General features: G+C 60.4%; 15 protein-coding genes. 3 read left to right on the forward strand and 12 right to left on the reverse strand.

Annotated elements, in window-relative coordinates; genetic code table 11:
* Positions 1-130 precede the first annotated feature (130 nt).
* The 5 genes from MUB52_RS17625 to MUB52_RS17645 form a co-directional block, all read right to left on the reverse strand.
* Positions 131-2,116 (reverse strand): type IV secretory system conjugative DNA transfer family protein, encoded by a 1,986-nt coding sequence (locus MUB52_RS17625; RefSeq protein WP_220800914.1) that lies wholly within the window; start codon positions 2,114-2,116, stop codon positions 131-133.
* Between the two features lie 8 nt (positions 2,117-2,124).
* Complete coding sequence (locus MUB52_RS17630; RefSeq protein ID WP_263845513.1) at positions 2,125-5,229, reverse strand: relaxase/mobilization nuclease domain-containing protein; 3,105 nt, start codon at positions 5,227-5,229, stop codon at positions 2,125-2,127.
* Positions 5,216-5,794, reverse strand: a complete 579-nt coding sequence (locus tag MUB52_RS17635; RefSeq protein WP_220800895.1) for a transposase — start codon at positions 5,792-5,794, stop codon at positions 5,216-5,218. The genes MUB52_RS17630 and MUB52_RS17635 overlap by 14 nt, the downstream gene beginning before the upstream one ends.
* A 584-nt stretch (positions 5,795-6,378) precedes the next feature.
* A complete protein-coding gene (locus tag MUB52_RS17640) occupies positions 6,379-6,585 on the reverse strand; it encodes a hypothetical protein (RefSeq protein ID WP_103911512.1) in 207 nt (68 codons plus the stop codon).
* A 534-nt stretch (positions 6,586-7,119) separates the two neighbouring features.
* Positions 7,120-8,049 (reverse strand): DUF2493 domain-containing protein, encoded by a 930-nt coding sequence (locus MUB52_RS17645; RefSeq protein WP_220800896.1) that lies wholly within the window; start codon positions 8,047-8,049, stop codon positions 7,120-7,122.
* A gap of 665 nt (positions 8,050-8,714) precedes the next feature.
* Here MUB52_RS17645 and MUB52_RS17650 point away from each other — a divergent pair.
* From MUB52_RS17650 to MUB52_RS17660, 3 genes are read left to right on the forward strand one after another with little or no spacing between them, the layout of a single operon-like run.
* A complete protein-coding gene (locus MUB52_RS17650; RefSeq protein ID WP_220800897.1) occupies positions 8,715-9,923 on the forward strand; it encodes an ABC-three component system protein in 1,209 nt (402 codons plus the stop codon).
* Positions 9,920-10,408 carry a three component ABC system middle component gene (locus MUB52_RS17655; RefSeq protein ID WP_220800898.1) on the forward strand — a complete coding sequence of 163 codons (489 nt, stop codon included), beginning with the start codon at positions 9,920-9,922 and terminating at the stop codon, positions 10,406-10,408. Before MUB52_RS17650 ends, MUB52_RS17655 begins: the two co-directional genes overlap by 4 nt.
* Positions 10,405-12,351: a DUF3732 domain-containing protein gene (locus MUB52_RS17660; RefSeq protein ID WP_220800899.1), complete on the forward strand. Its 1,947-nt coding sequence runs from the start codon at positions 10,405-10,407 to the stop codon at positions 12,349-12,351. Before MUB52_RS17655 ends, MUB52_RS17660 begins: the two co-directional genes overlap by 4 nt.
* 101 nt (positions 12,352-12,452) lie before the next feature.
* Here the strand turns inward: MUB52_RS17660 and MUB52_RS17665 are convergent, their stop codons facing one another.
* From MUB52_RS17665 to MUB52_RS17695, 7 genes are all read right to left on the reverse strand, one after another.
* Positions 12,453-13,181, reverse strand: a complete 729-nt coding sequence (locus tag MUB52_RS17665; RefSeq protein WP_220800900.1) for a DUF736 family protein — start codon at positions 13,179-13,181, stop codon at positions 12,453-12,455.
* Between the two features lie 124 nt (positions 13,182-13,305).
* A complete protein-coding gene (locus MUB52_RS17670) occupies positions 13,306-13,608 on the reverse strand; it encodes a hypothetical protein (RefSeq protein ID WP_220800901.1) in 303 nt (100 codons plus the stop codon).
* Between the two features lie 18 nt (positions 13,609-13,626).
* The gene (locus MUB52_RS17675) at positions 13,627-17,889 is read right to left on the reverse strand and encodes a strawberry notch-like NTP hydrolase domain-containing protein (protein ID WP_263845514.1); all 4,263 of its coding nucleotides are present in this window, start codon (positions 17,887-17,889) and stop codon (positions 13,627-13,629) included.
* A 107-nt stretch (positions 17,890-17,996) separates the two neighbouring features.
* On the reverse strand, positions 17,997-18,272 hold the full coding sequence (locus MUB52_RS17680) for a type II toxin-antitoxin system RelE/ParE family toxin (RefSeq protein ID WP_040884151.1): 276 nt from the start codon (positions 18,270-18,272) through the stop codon (positions 17,997-17,999).
* Positions 18,259-18,558 carry a type II toxin-antitoxin system RelB/DinJ family antitoxin gene (locus MUB52_RS17685; RefSeq protein ID WP_008327444.1) on the reverse strand — a complete coding sequence of 100 codons (300 nt, stop codon included), beginning with the start codon at positions 18,556-18,558 and terminating at the stop codon, positions 18,259-18,261. The genes MUB52_RS17680 and MUB52_RS17685 overlap by 14 nt, the downstream gene beginning before the upstream one ends.
* 104 nt (positions 18,559-18,662) lie before the next feature.
* Entirely contained in the window at positions 18,663-19,319 is a 657-nt protein-coding gene (locus tag MUB52_RS17690) for a DUF6927 domain-containing protein (RefSeq protein ID WP_220800821.1), read from the reverse strand.
* Positions 19,319-19,912 carry a regulator gene (locus MUB52_RS17695; RefSeq protein ID WP_220800902.1) on the reverse strand — a complete coding sequence of 198 codons (594 nt, stop codon included), beginning with the start codon at positions 19,910-19,912 and terminating at the stop codon, positions 19,319-19,321. Before MUB52_RS17695 ends, MUB52_RS17690 begins: the two co-directional genes overlap by 1 nt.
* Positions 19,913-19,939 lie beyond the last annotated feature (27 nt).

Here is a 19,939-nt window from a genome sequence, read left to right on the forward strand (position 1 = left end):
CGGGTCTGACTAACAGGTTAGCATTGCGTTGTAGGCATGACGACTCTCGACACCGCACATGTCCGCTTGGGGCTCGGAGCTGCCCTTCATCACACCTGATTCCAATGTCCGTTCTGAGCGCAACAGTCGCTTAAGACCGATGCGCGAGACCCGAAAGCTCACTCTCTAGTTGCTCTAATTCATTCAGCGCCTCCTGGACAGTGGCCACGTCATCTTCGTTAGCAGCCTCGACATCAAGTTCCGTTCGCGCCTCGAAATCCATCTCGAACTGGCCCTGATCATCCGCGATGACTGCGGCGCGCGCCCGCCGCGCATCCGGAGCAGAGCCAAGGTTGACACGCGAATTTCCACCGGGTTCGCCAAACCCCATCCTGGCCTCGAGATCTCGTTCCGACAGGCCTGATCCCCGCGGGGCCGTGGGCGTCGCCCTTACGCTCAAGGGTAACTCTCCCATCGGCGCTACGGGTCCTTCCGGAAACGGCAGATCCCCCTCTTGCGCGGCATGGATCTTCCTGAAGAATGGGTCCTCGTAATACACCACGCGCTTGGCCCGGACCGGCATCTGCGCATCGACGACCATAATGATCTCATCCAGCGGCAACCGGCGCGCCTCGTCCTCGGGCAGGAGCGAGACCTCCTCGGTCCGTTCGGACTGGCTCCGACCTTCGAAGGGATTCTTGCCGATGGCGCGAGATCGCGTGACTACGGTCTTCGTGGTCTTGCCCACGGCCTTGCTCAGCTCCTCGACGGTCTTTTCATCCGAAGGCGTGAGATAGAGCTTTATTCCAGCATTGCCCTGCAGCGCGCGCCGCGTGTTCTCGCCGTAGATCTCGTCAATGGCGGGGATGGTCTGGGTGACGATCGCGAGATGCCCGCGGTACTGGCGCAGGATCTCGATGCTCTCGGCCACGATGGGCATCTTGCCGAGGCGATTGAACTCGTCGAGCAGGATCATCACGGGCCAGGGCTCATCCGGGCCCGGTTCCTTGTCCTGGAGTGCCGAGAGCAGATCGGAGAAGAACAGCCGGATCAGCGGCGCCAGGGATTTTACCATGAGCGGCTGGACCACGAGATAGACACTGAACGGCTGCTTGCGGATCGTCCGGAAGTCGAAGTCTGAGACCGACGTGGCCTCATCGATCGCCGGGTTCTGCCATTGATCGAGCCCGGACGTCATCAGGAGCGAGACATAGGAGGTCAGCGTGTCGTTATTGGTCGACGCGAGCCGGGTGAAGATCAGTCGCGCGGCCGGGTTTCGGACCTCGTGAGCGCGCGCGAGATATTCCTTCTGCTTGTGCCCGCCGGAAGCGGCAATGCGGTAAATCTCGCCCAGCGTTGGTCGTTGCCGCTGAAAGGCCAAGAGCCCCGCAGCAACAAAGAGATCGATCCCGCCCTTGAGAAGCCCCTGCACACGGTCGTTGTCGTTCTGCAAAAAGAGCGTCGCGAGGAGCAATAGTTCCATCTGCTGGCGTGCCGGGTCTTTCAATTGATAGATGCGCAGAAGCGGGTTGTAGCGATGGGTGCGCTTGGTCTCCCAATCCGTCGGCGCGAAGCGGTAGACCTCGTCGCCCACCGCGGCGCGGTGACGGGCTGAGGCCTCATAGCATTCGCCCTTCACGTCGAGGACAACAGCCGAACCCTGCCAGACAAGCAGGTTCGGAATGACGAAGCCAGTTGTTTTGCCGCGCCCGGTGGGCGCCACGATGAGCGCGTGCGGGAAGGTCTTAGAGCAGAGAAATGGCGCGCGGGAGGCGGGCTTGCCAAGCTTGCCAATCACAAAGCCCGTCCCGGGGTCACCGAAAAACCCGTTCTGTTTCATTTCCCGGCGGGTCTGCCAATGGGTGGTGCCGAAGCGGGTGAGGGCCGAGCCGGACATCGCGAGGCTCATGAGCAAGCCCAGCATCCCTGCCCCACCCATGATCAGGTTGACCAGTCGGAAGTCATCCGGCCGGGTATGTCGGAACGCAAGGTAATTCTCAGCGATGTAAAAGAAGTCAATATCAGCCTGAAACCCCAGATCGCGGAAAGTCAGAACGGCGGAGGCGATCGCGTAGCCCATCGCCATGGCGACGAGGGTCACCAGCACCACGCCGACGGCGAGCCTTCCTCTCCCCATGCCATCCATCAGTGAGTCTCCCCGCGTTCTTTCTCGCCGTCGGTGAGATCGGCGCGCTGAAGTTCGTATTCCCGGTCAGCTATTTCCTCGACAACGGCCCGCGCCGCCTCACTGTTGGCCGTTGCCTCATCGGACTGAAGGTAGACCTTTGCAGCGTAGAGCCGGTCGAGACGATCCGAGATTTGTTCTTTCAGGACGTCTACGTCGCCGTCGCTGAGCCGATTGATTTGATCCGCATTGAGATCCCGTTCCACCGCCACGCGATAGTCGGAACGATGCCACGAATCCTCGAAGAGCGATGAGAGACTGCCCGCGCGCTCATGATCAATGACTCGCTGGATTTCCTTTCTCTCTGAGAGACGTATTGGACCGACAAATCCATGCTGCCGGAAGAGGTCCCGCAAGCCATCCCGATCCGACTTGATGTCTTGAAACTCTTGTTCAGTGACGATTCTGTCGCCATCGCTCCCCATTTGCAGGGCATCTTCGTAGAGGCTCAGCCTGAGGTTGTAGTCTTGTTCGACATCCCGCTCCATCCGTTCCCCAAACTGTTGCAGGGTATCCCGAATCAGAACTTCCGCGCGATGCGCCGACCTAGCGTCCAAATGTCCTTGCGTCCGATCCATGTTGAGATCAAGAACAGCTGCGCTGAGCTCGACGCCGCTTCCGTCATGCGGCCGGTCATTGGTCAAGCGACCACGTTCGAAAACGACCTTTTCGAAATACGAATACTCATCAGCTGTTCTATCAATCTGCTTCTCGACGCCGCGTTCGACATCTCGGATTATTTGGGCGTCAGAATTTGAAAATTCTGCCATTTGCACCTCATCTCGCTCCACCACGGCCCGCGCCGCCTCACTGTTGGCCGTTGCCTCATCAGACTGAAGGTAGACCTTGGCGGCGTAGAGCCGGTCGAGACGATCCGAGATCTGCTCCCTCAGGACGTCCCTGTCGCCGTCTTGCAGCCGTTCGATCTGCTCCGCATCGAGTTCCCGCTCGACGGTCTCCCGATAGGCCAGCCGCTGTTGTGTATCTGTAAAGGGCGCGGTCATCTCGCCGGACCGTTCGTGCTCGATGACCCGCCGCAATTCAGCGTCGTCGACAGGCTGGCTGACGACCTCCGGTCTCGTGGACCGCGCGAGGCGCGCGCCCTGCGCCGTATCGCTTACGCCGTCCCGCAGTCTTTCGCGCATCTCGGTCTCCCGCCGAAACTGATTGATGGCCGCGGTATTGTGCGCCTCAACAACAGCCGCATAGGTCGCGCCAAGACCGCGCGCGAGATGAACTGGCATGTCCGGATAGCGCGCCCGGAACTCATCCGTGACGGCTTCGGCAACAGGCGTCCTGAAGTCACGCTCTGCCATAATTCTATCAACATCGCGCGCAATCTCCTCCGCGCGATCCTCGTCGGTAATGTGTTCCCGGAAGGGTTCGGATCTGTCGATCACATCGCCGGGCCGTGCGAGCAGCTGCGGGTGCGCGTCGATATAGGCGCGCTGCTCCGTCTCGATCTGCCGTTGGGCCCGGAAGGCAATCCGCCCTTCACGGTCTTCGATCTGCTGCTCGGTCAGGCCCTCCGCGCGCATCGCTCGCCGGATCGTCTGTTCCATCGCCTCAGCGGCCTCGCGATGGTAATGGATCCGCTCCAAGATGGTTTCCCCTTCCATTACACGGTCCTCCCTCAGGACAGCTGCCCTCTCAAGCGTGATACCAACCTGGACATGCGCGCGGTTCAGCGCCTCGCGCGCGGTCTCAAGATCGGCGCGCCGCTCGAGGTTGAGACCGCCCGTCTCTGCCACCCGCGCCAGATCATCGGCGATCCATTGCCGCTCGAGCGCGGCGTTCTGCGCCCCCGTCTCCACCCGCGCGATGACGACAGAGGACCGGATCCCCGTGCCTCTGAGCGCGGTGTCGATCTGCGCCCGGACGTCGGATTCCTGCAACCGCACCAATTGGTCCCTGTCGATCTTTGCCTCGGAATAGATCCCACCATCCGACGGACTTTCGGTCAGCGTCCCCGACCGAAGCCCCAGCGGTTGCATATGGGCGAGCCGCGCCTGGATCTCGTTGAGCTTCCGTTCCAGCTGCGGGCGCTCCGTCTCTTGCTTCGCGGCGATCATGCCCTGGACGCGCGCGACCTGATCGGCGTAGCGGATCCTCAGATCGTCAAAGCTCTGCTCCTCAGCCATGTAGACCCCTCCCTCCAAATTAAGTCTGCCACCCCTCGCGAGAAGCTCACCGGCCCGGAAGAGCGCGGCGGAGATATCTTCACGGGCGTCGCGCGAGGCCTCCACCGCGAGCGCATGATAGACGGTCCGGGTATTGGCGATCTCAGCCAGCGCACGCTCCAGATCGGCGCCCACGCGCGGCCGCGGCGCCGCCACCCGGCTCTCCTCTTTCGCCGCATAGACCTCGCGCGTTCTGGCGGGGTAATGCACCACCCCCCGGTCCAAGCGTCGGGTCGCTTCCAGACGCACCCCGAACCTCTCGGCCTCCTCCACCATGGCGAGGCGGAAGTCGTCGTAGTTGAATCGGTGGTCGCGGCCGAGGAAGAAGAACTCTCCTTCCTGGGACCGGCGGTTCAGGACAATGTGCGCGTGCGGGTGCGCGCGGTCCTCATGCACCGCGATGATGTAATCGAAATGCGCCTCATCGGTCTGGAAGAAGCGCTCGGCGACATTCGCCGTGATGTCGCGGACGTCCTCGCCCCGTGTGCCGATCGGGTAGGACAGAAGCATATGGGTCGTCTGTCCGAGCTTTGGTTTGAAGCCCGCGCTCCAACGCTTCGCGAAGCGTTCTGTCAGCTCCTTGATCTCCTTGTTGTTGAGCTTTGCCTTGCCATCAAGGAATCCGGAACTGTCGACAATATGGGTGGACTTTGTGGTGAGATAACCAAGCTGGTTCGAGAGCTCGGATTTGGAATGGGTACCCCCGCCCCGGATGGCCTTGAAGACCGCCGCACGATGCCCTGCCGCGGCCCGAATGAGCTGCCTCTGCTTCTTGACATGGAGCCCCTGCATAGACCCGCGGATCCGGCTCCAGCCCTCCCGGAAGACCTCGCCGGTCACGTCATGGACCGCAGCGGCGGCCCGTATGGCATCATTCAGCGGCATGGGCGAACTCCCTCAAGGCGGCTGTGGCCTCCAGTTGCATCGCGTCGCGACGCCGCCGAACCAACAGGTCGATTTCGTCGGCGGCATCGAGAATGAAACGCGCCAGCCCCCGCATCTGGGCGAGCCGCAGATCGGAGAACGCGGCCGCCCCCTGCCCTGTCCGGTTGGCCTCCGCCATACATTTGGAGAGCTGCACAACGCTATTGCCGACCTCGTGCAAGGAAGTCCGGTAGCGCGCCATCTCGGCTGCCAGCGCCACATCCGGAACGAAGGTTCCGCCGGCGGCCTGGATGAGCCGTCTCAGCCCCTCTGTGCGGGTCTCGATTCCCGCCGCAAAAAATACCGCATCCAGCGCCTCGAGCTCATCGGGTGTCAGCTTCACGGTCACCGCTGCCGTCGCCACGGCGGTGTCCTTCTGCCGCTCCGCATCGGCTTTGAGCGTGTACTGAATGGCTCTCTGGGATACCCCAAACCGGTCGGAGAGAACCGCCGTCGAGACGCCTTCTGCGGCCTCACGCACGATCTCCATCTTCTGGGGTGCGGTCAGTCGTTTCATCTGGGACACGCGAAGAAAGCCCCCCTATTTCCTGCCACCTTCAGCAGCGACCTCTCCACAATCACAAAGCAAACGGTTTGTGTCAATACTGCATTATTGCAACCCGACAGGATTTCTGTTTCTGGGCCGCTTTTTGCCGAGCACCCGTGGGGAGGGGCGGCCATCGAAACGCCAAGTTTCATGCCGCCTGATGTGCGCCTCGCGGCTAACCTCACGTCAAGACTTCCGCCCGGCTTCACTTATGCCCGCGCCAGAGCTTTTGACCGAACACGCATGTGTTCGGACGGAAGCGAGGGGGCGGCGCAAATCCCCTCGGATGGGGCGGTCCAACGGCGTCAAGGGTGGCCAGATTTGGCCCCCAAATCTCTGCCGGAAAAACCCGGTAGGCGTAGCCGACGGGTTATTCCGGATGGCACCCTTGAGGCCGTTGGACCGCCCCATCACGAACCATCTCTATTCTTCCACCGGGACCGCTTGCGGTCCCGCCAACCATGACTTGAGCCGGGCCACCGGCCCGGCTCTCCTTCCCTCGCGCAGCGGTCCCGGCAACAGGCCAGGGCCGCCCGGGGGGCGACCCATCCTCGTCGGAGGATTCAGTCCTGCGGCTCCTTTGCGCTCGGCGGGAACATCACCAGCTCCGAGACCGCGACCGGGAAGTCGAGCTTGAGGCTGAAGAACTCCGAGCCGTCCCCGTTGCGGGTGTTGCGGAACATCGCACCCACGCGCTGAAAACGGGTGCGCTCCTGGCCATCGGTGTCGGTGAACTTGACGGGGACGGTGGCGACGTAGTGGTTGGTCATTTGGGTTACTCCTTGTTGCGATGGGGATCTGCCAGCACGGGGGCAAGAGGCCCGGTCGCAAGCGCAAATGCGGAGGGTCCGCGGCTCCGCCGTGGAAGCCGTATTTGTGCTTGCCGAAGCGTGAGCTGAGGGCACGAACGGGCCGACCCCGTGCGATCCACATCTATGAGCAAAAAGGAGAGACCCGGATGACCCCTGCCATCACGCCGACGCCACCATCCGCGTCCCACCGAACCTGGCCGGGGTGCTGACGAAGCGCGCCCGCGTGGGTGCGATGTTCCGCAACGCAACCCGAGGAACGCGCAAGTCTTCCGCCTAAAGTGCGACGTCTCGACCCCTCGCGTCTTGAACTGTCGAGGATACCCATGAGGCGCGCATAGCCTCCAGCCAGACCCCGATGCGGATGGACCGAACGCTGACGGACCGGGTAGAGGGATGACGGTGCTGGACGGCGCAGCCTGTCGATCTTGATACACCGACCGCACGCGCCATGAGACATGACGAAAGGGCCGCGCCAAGCGCGACCCCCTCTCTTCAATCTTGTGCAGTCTTCTTCGCCGGGTCCGCAACCCGCATGACCGTCAGGCCTTTCGCTTCCGCCTTCTGCCCTAGGTTCAGCGCGACTCCGTTGCCGCCGAAGAGCACAACCCCTGTCGCCGCGAATTTGTCGTCCAGTATCTCGTCGTTGCACTTGAACGGTGCTGCCCGCCCGTGTGCGGACCAGCGCGGATCGAAGCGCGCCTGCGCCACTCCGCGTGCCCGGGCCCACCGCGCCGCAATCATCTCCGCCCCGTGCTTGCCACCCTTGTGACAGAGGAAGATCTCCTGATTGCGGTTCTGCTTGATCCGTTCGCGAACCTTGTCGAGCGTGTTGAAGATCACATCGACATCGGTCCAGTCGGTGGCGCCCGAGACGATCAGGGGCACCCCCTCGACTTTCGACTTCTCGGCGGTTTCGCGGTCATGCTGCTCCAGCAGCTGCCGCGCCTCGAAGACCGCCCCGGTCTCTTGCGCCCGGACGCTTGCGCGCGACCCAGCGGCCGGGATGAAGGCGTGGCCGGTCTCGATCTCATAGCATTCCGCCGCCGCCTCGCTCATCACCTCGATGGCGCCGACAATCTCGCGCAGCTGCAGGAAGCGCGCCTGCGCCTCTTCGAGCGCGGTCTCGGCGATCTCCGATCCGTCGTGGGATTTTGCCAGCGCGCCGATTTTGTCGGCGGTGCGGTCGATCTCCTTGCCAAGTGCCACCTTGCGCCGCTGCAGGATCGTGGCGAGCCCATGGGCCAGCGGTTCGATTTCCGCTTCAAGCCCGGTCCCGCGCAGCGGCCCGAGCAATGCATCGAAGCATTCGCGGATGATGCGGTCGGTCAAGACGTGATCCTCGGGGATCGGCAGCTGTGCGTCCTTCTCGGTCAGCCCAAAAAGCTCGATGGTCTCGTAGGTGTTCGCAGTGTCGTAAGCCATGTCTGGTCTCCAGTATTCGGTTGAGGAGCCACCACGTGAGTGCGGGGGCATGGCCGAATGTCTGGTTTCCGAATCTGCCCGGGTCAGGGACGGCGCAGCCGCCGGCTTGCCGGGCGCGAAAGTTTTCCGCGTGCAGCAACTGACACATGCGCGCCCTCACGCACGGGACCGCCCCAAGCCACAGGCCCCGTCCTCGCCGAAAAGTTTTGCGATCCTTGACGCGGGCTGATTTGGGGGCCATCCGGAGGATATGCTTCCGCACTCATGTGTGTGTGTTTTGAGGGTAGGTTTGCCCGACCCGAGCAGGCAAACGGACCGACCGGACGCGGGAGACGGATGAAGTGGCGGGATCGTTTTGGCCTCGGGCCAAAACAGACCAGAGCGCAATCCGGCGGAGCGGCCAGGGAGAGACGTGCTCGCGAGGCGGGCAAACCGGGATGCCAGGCGCGACGCCGCGGTGAGGCCGCATGGCCGAATGCGCGACGGACCGAAGGGCCGTTCTCCCCTGCGACACGCGAAGCCGAGCTGGGGGGCAGAAGCCAGTAAACTACCAACGCGCAAGATACCATCACTGAGGAGGAATAGGTTTGCCTCGATAAGCCTTTGTGTTTCATTGATTTACGGCTACTCTCGCAAAAGGTGTGCACCGGTATTTAAGCAGAAGAATGACTTCACAATCGCAACACGACGCAACAGCTTCGGCACTAGGGTTCCGCTACCAGGAACGCTTTGCCCTTCTCCAGCTACTCGAGACAAACGATGATGAGGCCGCAGTAGCAGTTGAGGCTCTTGATGACGTTCAGCTTAAGGCCAACGGCGTAGATATTCTTGAGCAACTAAAGCATTCGCTTGTTCCAAACCCCAAGCCACTGACAACTAAATCGGTGAACCTTTGGACAACCTTCAGGATCTGGTGTGAGCTACTTCCAAACCTAGATCTAGAATGTACCAAGTTTGCGTTGATTGCAGTTGCTCCGATTGCCTCTAATTCCACTCTTCGTTGCTTAGAAACGGAAGGCTCAGACCGCGCTTCTTTGTCGTCTGAGTTACAAGCAGAGGCGAAGCGCGTCATTGAAGACGTCGAAACAGCAGAACCTGAAGGCAGAACAAAGCCTCATAAGAAGAAGGCTTCTGGGGCTGCGGCATTTCTTGCATTGTCTGAAAGTCAGAGGGCAAGCTTGCTTCAAAGGGTTTCGATACAGTCAGAAGTAGGGACGATCAGTAGCTTGGAAGGCAAACTTGCTCAGCGTCTTGACACCTACCCGAAAACTCAACGGGCGACGCTCGCGGCGAAACTCGGTGAGTGGTGGGATCGGCAGATGTTGTTGTCTTTTGACGGTAAGCGAGATCGCTTCATTAAAAGGTATGAACTGCTCGAGCAACTCTCCGAGATTAGCGCAATGCTTACATCAGAAGCTCTATTGGATAGCTTTAGCAGCAAACAACCGCCTCCTGTTTTTGATACTCATGAGATGTTGGCGAAACAATGTGAGCTAGTGGAAGCCAAGCCAGCAATGGTGAAGCTGGCTCGTATTTCAGAATGGCAAGCTAGAAATCAAAGAGCGGCTTGGTCAATTGAAGCCCCATCCAAACATAGCAAAATCGTGGAATACGACGAAAGACTTGTCTCCGAGTGGACCTACAGGCACGAAAGTGCATGCGAAAACACCGAGGCCGGAAATGAAACTGAATTGGTCACTAACGGGCAATCAGTACTGCGATGGGTCTTGGAAGAAGCTGCTCAAGAGGTAGGAACTATTGAAAGCACAGTGACATCGCCCTTCTACGTGCGAGGAAGTTATCAGGTTTTGTCAATTGAGGGTCGGGTCGGATGGCACCCTGACTATCGCAAACGTCTGGGGTTTTCAGAATGAGAACGACTTATGACCTTTTTGCTGAAACAAACCCGGCCTTCGTGTCATTTCTCCTCTATCGATTTGTAAAAAGCTATTCAGGCGATAGTGATGAGGCCCCACACATAAGTCTAGCGTATCTTGTTGTGCCCTTGGCCGTGTCACAACGCTTAGAAGCCAGTTTTTCTTCAACAAATTCTGCAACAGGTTTTCTTTCTTGGCTCAACCGTTTTCCCGAAGTCCGTATCGGACTTCAACAAGACATTGAGGTAGCAAGAAATACTACTGATCAGGGAATTCGTGCCGCCCTCTTCAGCCAATTGTTAGAGTTAGGGAACAATGGAACCATGCAGTTGGGCGGCGCGAAGAAGCCCCCAGAAAACACCAAAAGCAAGCTGTCTAATATGCCAAAGCAGGCTGTCTCGAGGGCTGAGCGACTTGGGACATGGATGTCTGGTATCGGCGGCCCGGCTACTATCTTTTCTGCCTTAGAGGTGCGACCATGACACGTTGGAATACCTCTGAGATCGCGTTCTTTGGTCTGGAAGGCCGGAGAAGAACAATCCAGTTGCGCCCAAATGAAGTAGCAATACTTACTGGCCGCTCCGGAACAGGCAAATCGGCCATCATCTCAGGAATTGATTATTGCCTTGGCTCCAGAAGCTGTGAGCTCCCTGATTATGTGCGGCGACGTACTATCGGTGTCGCAGTTCACTGGAAAAACGATCAAACCGACTTGATAGTTGGACGCGTCGTTCCCGACAGTGGCGTGGGAACAGAAAAAATGTTCGTTAAGACGGGGCGCAATTTACAGTTGCCTACTTCGTTCGAACAAATTGAAGGGCCCGCCCCTCGCGCGACTGCCAGAAAACTAATCGAACGAGCATTCCGGATCTCCGACATAGACGATGCGGACGCAGACGAGAAGTCGACGGTTGGAAAGGCCACAATCAGGCACACCACACCCTATCTGTTTCTCACCGCAGACGTGATTATCAGCAACAAGACTGTTCTTCATGACCTGAATGATCCCGACAAGGCAAAGGACATCAGGGCAACATTGCCTTACTTCCTTCAAGCGGTTGATCAGGAAACTGTCTTGGCACAAAGACGATTGCGCCAATTAGAGGCGGCGTTAGCGCGGCTTGAACGTCAGGACAAGGCAAGAAAGAAAAGCCGATCTCTGCTTACCGAGCGAGCGATAGCATTGCTTACCCAATCCGCTGGCCTAGGAATGTCTGACGCACCAGACCCCACCCTCCCAGAACATGAACTTCTTGATCTTCTGAGAGAGGTAACATCTTTCGAGATCACTCGGACCGATACGGAGACTGGCGATCAGCTTGGCGCCTTAGAACAGGATCGGCGGGAAACAGTTCGATTGGCTTCAGAAAATCGCCAAAAGCGAGATGCCTTGAAAGCGCTAGTCAAAGACGCTTCTGGTTTCGAAACGACAACCTCTGGGCAGTTTCAGAAGTTGAACCTAGTAAATCACCTGCACCTCGACAACGAAACTTGCCCAGTGTGCCAGGAAAAGAGTCAGATAGGTGCAAAAATTGCTAAGGACATTGCTGCCTCTCTTTCGCTCATTGAGAAGGAAGTTGCCTCAGTTCAGCAAGTGACCCCAGAGTTGCTTGATCAATTAGAGCAGGCAGAAGAAAATTTGCAGTCCACTAATAATCGGATCAGGGAAATTGAGCGCCAGATTCGAAGTGCCATTCAGCAAAGCGATGCCCTTAGACGAGCTGATGATCTGGCTCAGGCGCGCGCAATCACTCTTGGCCGCGTAGAGCAGTTTTTAGAAACGACCGTTGAGGATTTCGAGCAGGCTCCGGTTGATTTTGGCAGTCTTCGAAGTGAAATCGAAGGGTTAAGAGAATTTGTCGATCCGCAAGCTCTTCGCGACAAGATCGCACATGCCGAAAACATGGTGTCTAACTACGCATCTGAGATGCTTCCTTCCCTTCCCTCAACCGCTCCACTCACAGATGCCCGCCTACAATTCTTTGCTGATGGCAGAATTCGCATTATTGAAGCGGAGCGTCAACGCCAGCTCAACCTCGTCGATGTTGGTTCAGATCAGAACTATCTCGCAATTCATTTGGCACTACTATTTGGCTTGCACAAGCACTTTGAGCAGGTTGCATCGCCGGTGCCCGGCCTGCTCGTTATCGATCAGATTAGCCGTCCGTATTATCCCAAGGATGAAAAGGCTCGCGACGAACGCAGCTTGGAAGAAATGGCGCAGGATGATGATCGTCGTTCCATGGCAAGAATAATGGACTTCATCTTCAAAGAGACAGCCAAAGCTAATGGCCTCCAAGTTCTACTAATCGAACATGCATATATGGAGAATGATGATCGCTATGTTGACGCCACAGTTGAACGTTGGACTAAAGCCAACGGTATCAAGCTGATCCCAGACGATTGGCCTGTACGTGAGGCCTAGGTATTGCGGGTTGATCTTTGAGCTGAAACAACACGACCAAAAGGGGAACCGTGGTCCCACGGCTCCCCTTTCGGTTCAGATCGTCTCCTCTCGCGCGCTAATCACGCGACCAGCGAGAGCCCCGCGCCTGCGTCCTGCGGCTGCTCACCGCTGTCGATGAACGGGATGATCGAGAAGGTCTGCCCGCCGCGCTGTTCTTCGTTCTGCACGGCGTTCACGCGCAGGTCGCCATCGGGCGTGTTGATCAGCAGCGACAGGTAGTCATTGCCCGTGCGGCTGCTTTTGGCCATCCAGGCCGAGCCGACGCGGATCGGTGTGCCCCGGGGCGAGCTGACCTCGATCCGGTAATCGGGGTGGGTCTCCTCGGATTTGTAGCTGTTCTCGATCAGCATGAACTCCAGATCGAACATCATGTTGGCAATGTAGCCGGTGAAGGCGTTGTCAGCGTCCATGGCGGTGAGCTCGCCCGAGATCGAGCCGGATTTCATCAGGCCGTTCGAGACCAGCGGGATGATCTCGAACGCGCCGCTCTGGGCCGCGCGCGCCTCTTTCGTCTGCACCGCGTTGACACGGAACGGGCCCAAGCCGACATCGATCTGCATCGAGATGTAGGGGTTGCCGCTGGTATTGCCGGTCTCGTTCCAGGCCGTGCCGATACGCACCTTGCGGCCTGATTTGTTGACTGCCGTCACGTCAAAATCCGGGCTGCGTTCGGACATCTTGGCCCGCGCCTCCAACTGGATGGCGATGTCAAAGCGCGTCGAGTGGATCATGCCGGTGTACTGAGCGGCTGCGGTCTCGACATTGCGGGTGAGGGTTCCTGCGAACATGGGATGGTTCCTTTTGGATTGGCCGGTGTCTGACGTCCTTGCCAGCGCATCCGGGATTGCTTTCTCGACCCCTTGAGGGATCACAAATCAGAAAGCTTGCTTTCCTTTCAGCCCCGCCCTCGGGTCAGAGCTGCCGTACGAGTGGGAAGGCCCCCGCGCCTCCGGGTGCTACGCCCCTCCCCTGCCCGTTTGGTCTTGATTGGCTGCCCGGATTTTCCGCGCCGTCCTCCGATCGCGCGATAAAGAACTCCGCCTCTTTTCCGTTCAACCCGTGCCCGCCCCGGTCGGTCAGACCGATGCAGCTGCTGTTCGGCTGATAGGTGATGAGGTACTGACCGAGCCGGTCCTTGTGGACAACGTAGCCGGTATTAGCCCAATGCACGGTATGGCCGGCATCGACGGCGGCCTTGATTTCATCAAGTGTCATGATCTTTCCCTCCCTTGCCTATTCTGCTGCCACTGAGGGGGCATCTGGTGCCTGCCCCACGATCCGGGCCAGAATGCTTCCCGTGTCGACCCTGTCCCCATGCGGCAGGAACACCCGTAGCTGAAAGGCGATGATCTCCGTGAAACACCCCATGGCCTTGAGACCTTCAATCATGCCCCGATCCGCACCGCCCAGCTCGAGACGCATCTCGCCTGTGACCCGGCGACGGGTCAGGGTGAGACCCCGGCCCAGATCGACCGGCGCCGTGGTGCCGAGGGCGGCGGCCAGCATCTCCTGCGGCGTTTGCGGGTCGGAGACGAGGAAGCGGGCGCGGAGGGCCGCTGCCCCTTCCTCGCTCAGCGTGCGCCCGATCATGGCTTTCGCCCCATCGGGCGTGACCCGGTAGATGCGCTCATTGGTGGTCGGAATATCCTTCCAGATCGGCAGCAGCAGCCCAGTCAGCAGGTAAAGCTTGGTCGTGGTGGTTTTTGGCAGCGATGCAGCCTCGGTATCCCAAAGCCCTGCAAACTCTGGCCTTCCGATGTCTTCCCAGACCGAGGACTCGAACCGCGCCTCTTCGATATAGCTCGACCCGTTTGGCCGCACCGCCTTGCGCATCAGCGTGACGATGTCCTCGTCATACATCTGCATGGGCCGCGCCGAGATCAGCGCCGCGCGACCGGAGGCGCGATTGACCATCGGCAGCTTGTCGGGGTTGCTCGACAGGGCGTCAGCCGCCGACAGCACGTGGACCGGGTCCGTCACCTCGAGCCCGATGATCCGCGTCACTGCGCCGGATTTCGGGCAGGTCCAGAGATCCTCTGTGGAGACCTGTTCGATCTTTTCGCCGTGCAGGGTTTCGACGCCGAGATCGAGCGTGCCCGCCGCGCGCGCCCGTTCCGTCTGATCGGCAATCCGGCGCATGAACTCGGCAAAGAGTGCGTTCTGCATGTGGATGGGAAGGGCAAGCACCCGGTTGAGAAACCGCTGGATCGGGGGAAGCTCCTCAAGGAGCACCCCGTCCTTGTCGATCAGCCGCAGGGCTGTCCAGTCGGTGAAGCTCTCGTAGCTCATCGCCTCAGCGCGCCCGGCGGCAAGATCGGCGAAATACCCACGCAGCGCCGCCCGTGCGATCGGGCTTTCGAGATTGTCCTCCTCGCGGAACATGCCCTGCGAGCCGGTCTCGCGCTGACCCTTGGTCAAGGCCCCCAGCTGGTCGAGGCGTTTGGCTATAGTCGACGTGAAACGCTTTTCGCCATGCACATCCGAGGTGCAGACCCGGAAGAACGGCGCGCTGACCTGAGCCGAGCGATGCGTGCGGCCCAGCCCCTGGATGGCCGCATCCGCGCGCCAGCCGGGCTCCAGCAGGTAGTGCCGCCGCCGTTTCTGGTTCTTCGCCGTTTGCGCCGCGTGATAGGACCGGCCCGTGCCACCCGCATCGGAAAAGATCAGGATATCCTTTTCGCCGTCCATGAAGGCTTGTGTCTCGGAGGAATTGCTGCTGGCGGCGCGCTTCTCGATGAAGAGGTGGCCATCGTCCGCCTTCAGAGGTCGGATCGACCTTCCGGTCACTTCGGCCACGGCCTCGTCGCCAAAGGCCCAGAGGATCTGATCCAGCGCCGAGGGGATCGGGGCCAGCGTCATCAACTCCATCATGGCCGCATCGCGCAGGGCAAGCGCCTCGCGCGAGACAACGAGCGCCCCGGTCTCATCCCGTAAAGGTTCCACCACCATATTGCCGTCGATCTCGACGAGCTTTTGAGCATGGATTGGGAAGGCCTGTTCGAGGTAGCCCAGCACGTAGTCACGCGGCGTCAAGGCACCCTCGACGAGCTCGTCGTCGGAATCCATCGTCTCAAGCCGGCGTTTCAGCAGGCTCTCGCCTGTCGAAACCACCTGGATGACGCAAGCCTTGCCCGCTGCCAGATCGTCCTTGATCGCGCGGATGATGGTCGGGGCTTTCATGCCCATCAGGAGATGGTTGAAGAAGCGCTGCTTCGTGCTCTCGAAGCGGGACTTGGCCGAGGCGCGAGCAGCCGAGGCATTGGTCTCTCCCGAAGCATCATTGACGCCGGTCGCAGTCAACGCTGTCTCGAGATTGTGGTGGATCGTGCGAAAGGCTCCCGCATAGGCGTCGTAGATCTCGATCTGGGCCGGGGTGAGCGCGTGTTCGAGCACGTCATATTCCACGCCATCGAAGCTGAGGGCGCGGGCCGTGTAGAGGCCGAGCGTCTTGAGATCACGCGCGACCACCTCCATGGCGGCGACACCGCCTGCTTCCATCGCCGAGACGAAACTCTCGCGGCTCGGGAAGGGGTATTCGGGGCCTTGCCCCCAGAGCTCCAGCCGCGCGGCATAGGCCAGGTTGTGCACGCTCGTGGCACCCGTGGCCGAGATGTAGAAGACGCGAGCGCGGGGTGCTGCCAGTTGCAGCCGCAGGCCAGCAAGGCCCTGCTGGGAGGGTTTGACCCCCCTGCCCTGCTCGGACCCTGCCGCGTTCTGCATGGCATGGGCCTCATCGAAAGCCAGCACGCCCTCAAAGTCGTCGCCCATCCAGTCGAGGATCTGGCTCAGCCGCGTGGTGCCGCATTTGCCCGCCGAGCGCAGCGTGGCGTAGGTGACGAAGAGGATGCCGTCACCCATAGGGACGGGCTGGTCCGGTTTCCATTTGGAGAGCGGCTGGATGTCGGCTGGCGAGCCGCCGAGATCGGTCCAGTCGCGGATCGCGTCCTCGATGAGCGTGGCGGATTTGGACACCCAGATCGCCTTCCTGCGCCCGGAAAGCCAGTTGACAAGGATCAGCCCCGCGCATTCGCGCCCCTTGCCGCAACCGGTGCCATCGCCGAGGAAATAGCCGAGGCGATAGGCACGTGCATCCGGGTCATCATCGGCGCGCGTCAGCTTGGTCTGGTCGTCATCGATGGTAAACCGACCGGGCAGATCACGCCCATGGGCATCATGCGCCATGATGATGGTCTCGAGCTGCGCCTCGGAGAGATCTCCCTCCTCGACCAACCGTGCGGGCAGGCGCAAGTCATCACGACCCGTATTTGAGGGCATGGGCGGGGCAACCGAGGCCATGGCGATGCTTTCAACGAGCGGCGTGGGATGTTCCTGCGTACCCGCGATCTCGATCCGCTGCGGACGGTAGCGCGCATAGATGTCCGAGATGGGCGTGTTGTCGCGCGGGACATCGAAGCTCTTGAAAGTTAGCGGGATAGCGACATTGGCCCGGGGTTTGCAGGCGGCGACAGGCGCAGCGTCGGTCTTGCGCGGGGCAGATGATGGAACGCTCGACCGAGTATGAGGGACCACTTCTGCCCGTTGGGCGGGGCGCAACTCGGGCCGGGTTGCGGCCACGGCATCGACATATGCCAAGGCTTCATCCAGATCCCGGACACTGGCGCAGATCATCTCGCCGTCCTCCTGCACCTTGTCGAAGACCATGAGCTTGGTTTCGACAGAGGTGCCGAGCTTGCGGTAGACTTGCCCCGGCATCGTCAGCGCCAAGCGCGGCGTCAGGAGACCGCAGGCGCGGGACCAATGCGCGGCATCGCGTTCGGGCGTGAACCCCGGCGGCATGATCGCCACCAGCCGGCCACCGGGCGCGAGGCGCTTGGCAGCCGCGATGAGATGTTTGGCGGCGATGTGCTTGTCCCGCGACCGATCGACCGAGGAGGCGAAGGGCGGATTCATCACCACGACGTCGGGTAGAAGCGGCGACTGCAGCAGATCGTCGATATGCTCGCCGTCATGGCCCGTCACCTCGCCGCCGAAGAGGGCCCGCAGGAGGCGCTGGCGAAAGGGGTCGATCTCGTTGAGCAAAAGCGTGGCACCAGCCCGGGCGGCGAAAGCGGCCAGTGCACCGGTGCCAGCCGAGGGCTCCAGAACGGTCTCGCCCTTGCGGATCGCCGCGGCCCGCAAGACCAGCGCCGCGAATGGCAGCGGCGTGGAAAACTGCTGCAGCCGGATCTGCTGCTCGGAGCGGCGGGTTTCCGTCAGGAGCCGCGAGGCAAGCAGCCTTGCAGCGGCGATGTCACCTGCCGCGCCGTCCCCACGCAGCAGCACCTGGATGGCTGCGGCCTGCATCAGGTCATATGCCATGCGCCAGTCCCAGGCACCGCCGGCATCGCTGCCATGAAACGTCTCGCGCATGATGCGCGCGAGCGCTGAGCTACGCAGGGGTTGGTGGTCGATCTCCGCGCCGATTTGCGCGATGGCATTTGCGAGATCAGTGTCAGAGATTGGGAAAGCCGGGTTTGCCGGTTTGGGCTTGGACATGGGGATTTTCCTTTGGATCAGGGTCTGAATTCCAAAGGACAAAAAGCCCGCTCTACACTTTGAAGGCGTAGAGCGGGCAATTTCTTAGCGGGGGGCCTGCACCCCGATCATGGCCACTGCTGCGCAGCATGAAGAACGCGCAAAATGGTCACCATCTCAGGGCCTTCAACATAAACCACGATGTAGTTTGGCCGAACAACCATCTCCCGGGTCCCATCGACACGGCCCGCACGATACATTTGAGGGCGTTCTGGAAGAAGGGACGTCTTGTGTTCAATCTCATCTTTGAGAACTTGGGCGGCATCCGGGTTGTCGTCGGAAATGTAGTCAATGATTGCCAGCAAGTCGGCGATGGCCGTGGCTTTCCATTCAAGATTTGGCAAGGCGCTTCCCGTCAATCAACGCCTGGGCGTCTTGCATCGCCTTGGCATGGGGCGTTGTGGGCCTAGGATCGTCCAGCGCTTCCTGTACCTTCGCCCGGAACCAGGCGTCATAGGCATCCGGATCAGAAGTCAATCCGGCAGGCAAGCCGCCTTCTGCGGCCACGCGGGTCAGAAGAATACGCACCGCGTCGGAGAGCGTCAGACCGACGCCCGCAAGTGCGTCCGAAGCCTGTGCTTTCAGCTGATCGTCAACACGGACATGAAGCATGGATGTTTGGGCAGGCATGGATGTTCCTCCAGTTGATGGGAGTGATGTATCTCATTTGAGATACGAATTCAAGTCGGCAGTATGCGCGCGCGTGGTCCCGTGGTGTTGTCTCAGCGGGAAACTCAGCCACCCTGCCCCGCCAGGAACTCCGCCAGCACAGGACTGGCCGCGACTTTCGCGGAGCTGAGCAGCTCCGAGCCCGCAAGCGAAGCTCTCGAAAGGCGCACGAGCCCACCGGTTTCCTCGATGCGGTAGCAGCGGCGTTTTTGCCGCCCCCGCCTGTAGTGCGTCGCAGTGACGATCTGGCAGGTGCTGCCATCGGTGAGCGTCACAGGGGTGGCGAGCCTGATCTTGTCGCCTTCCTGGTAGTCTGGGATCGCAGCCCAATCCCGGCAGCGCTGACGCCAGTCCTGGGCGTAGCTGTCCGGGTTTTTCAGGTCGGAGAGGAGCTCGATCAGCCCAAGCGGAGCACGAGACACGTTCGGGCCAGCACTTTCCTCCATGTCCTTGTAGCCCCAGCAGCCGTCATCGTATCGGGTGAGGAAGACAGCCCCGAAAGTGATGGAGCCATCCGCATCGGTGACATAGGTCGCGTCTTCGACAGCGGTGCCGTCGAGATTGGTGACCCTTGCCGCCGCATACCAGGTTGAGCCGACCTTGCAGGCCTTGACCAGTTCGGTTTTGCGCGTTTCGCCCTCAAAAGTGCAGAGCCGGGTGATCTCCTCTCTCTCATCCACGTAGGTTTTAACGCGGCCGTCGGTGTAGAAAAGCCATCCCATTATGCCGCCCTCCGGTCATCGATCTCCATCAGCGCATCCAGCGGCACGCGGTAGGGCTGCATTGCGTCGAAATCCTCGCAATTGCCGCAGTTCTGCACGATCGCGAAGGTGTCGCAGGCATCCTTGAGGACGACCCGGAAGGTGCCGCCGAGGCCCGAGGGCACTTCGTAGGTTCCGCCGATGAGATAGTCCGAGGCCCGGCGCACAAAGACGCGGATACTGTGACCATCGGTGGCGAGCCGGATCGCCCCCTGCCCCCGGTCGATGAGCACCTGCACATCGTCGAGGATGTCGGTGTAGAACTGGCCGGTCAGATCGCGAAACGCCATGCGGCGCTGCGCCATCCAGTCGGTGTCCCGAAACGGGTTCATGCCTTCGGCGAAGGCGAAGGACGGATCGGCCTGTTCGGTGGTGACGATGCGGGTGGTCGTGCCATCGATGCCGTTTGAGCGCAGATGCACACCATTGCCGACGATGAGGATCAGGGCGGGCCTGTCCACGGGTCCGTTCCAGTTGGGCAGGAAGGTTTTGCAGGCGCGCGCATGGGCGATTTGCGCCGCGACAGCGGACGCAGAGAACTTGAGAATAGCCATGGGGATGTCTTTCTGTTCGGTTTGGAA

It is taken from the genome of Roseobacter sinensis (assembly GCF_025755255.1).
Classification (GTDB): domain Bacteria; phylum Pseudomonadota; class Alphaproteobacteria; order Rhodobacterales; family Rhodobacteraceae; genus Roseobacter; species Roseobacter sinensis.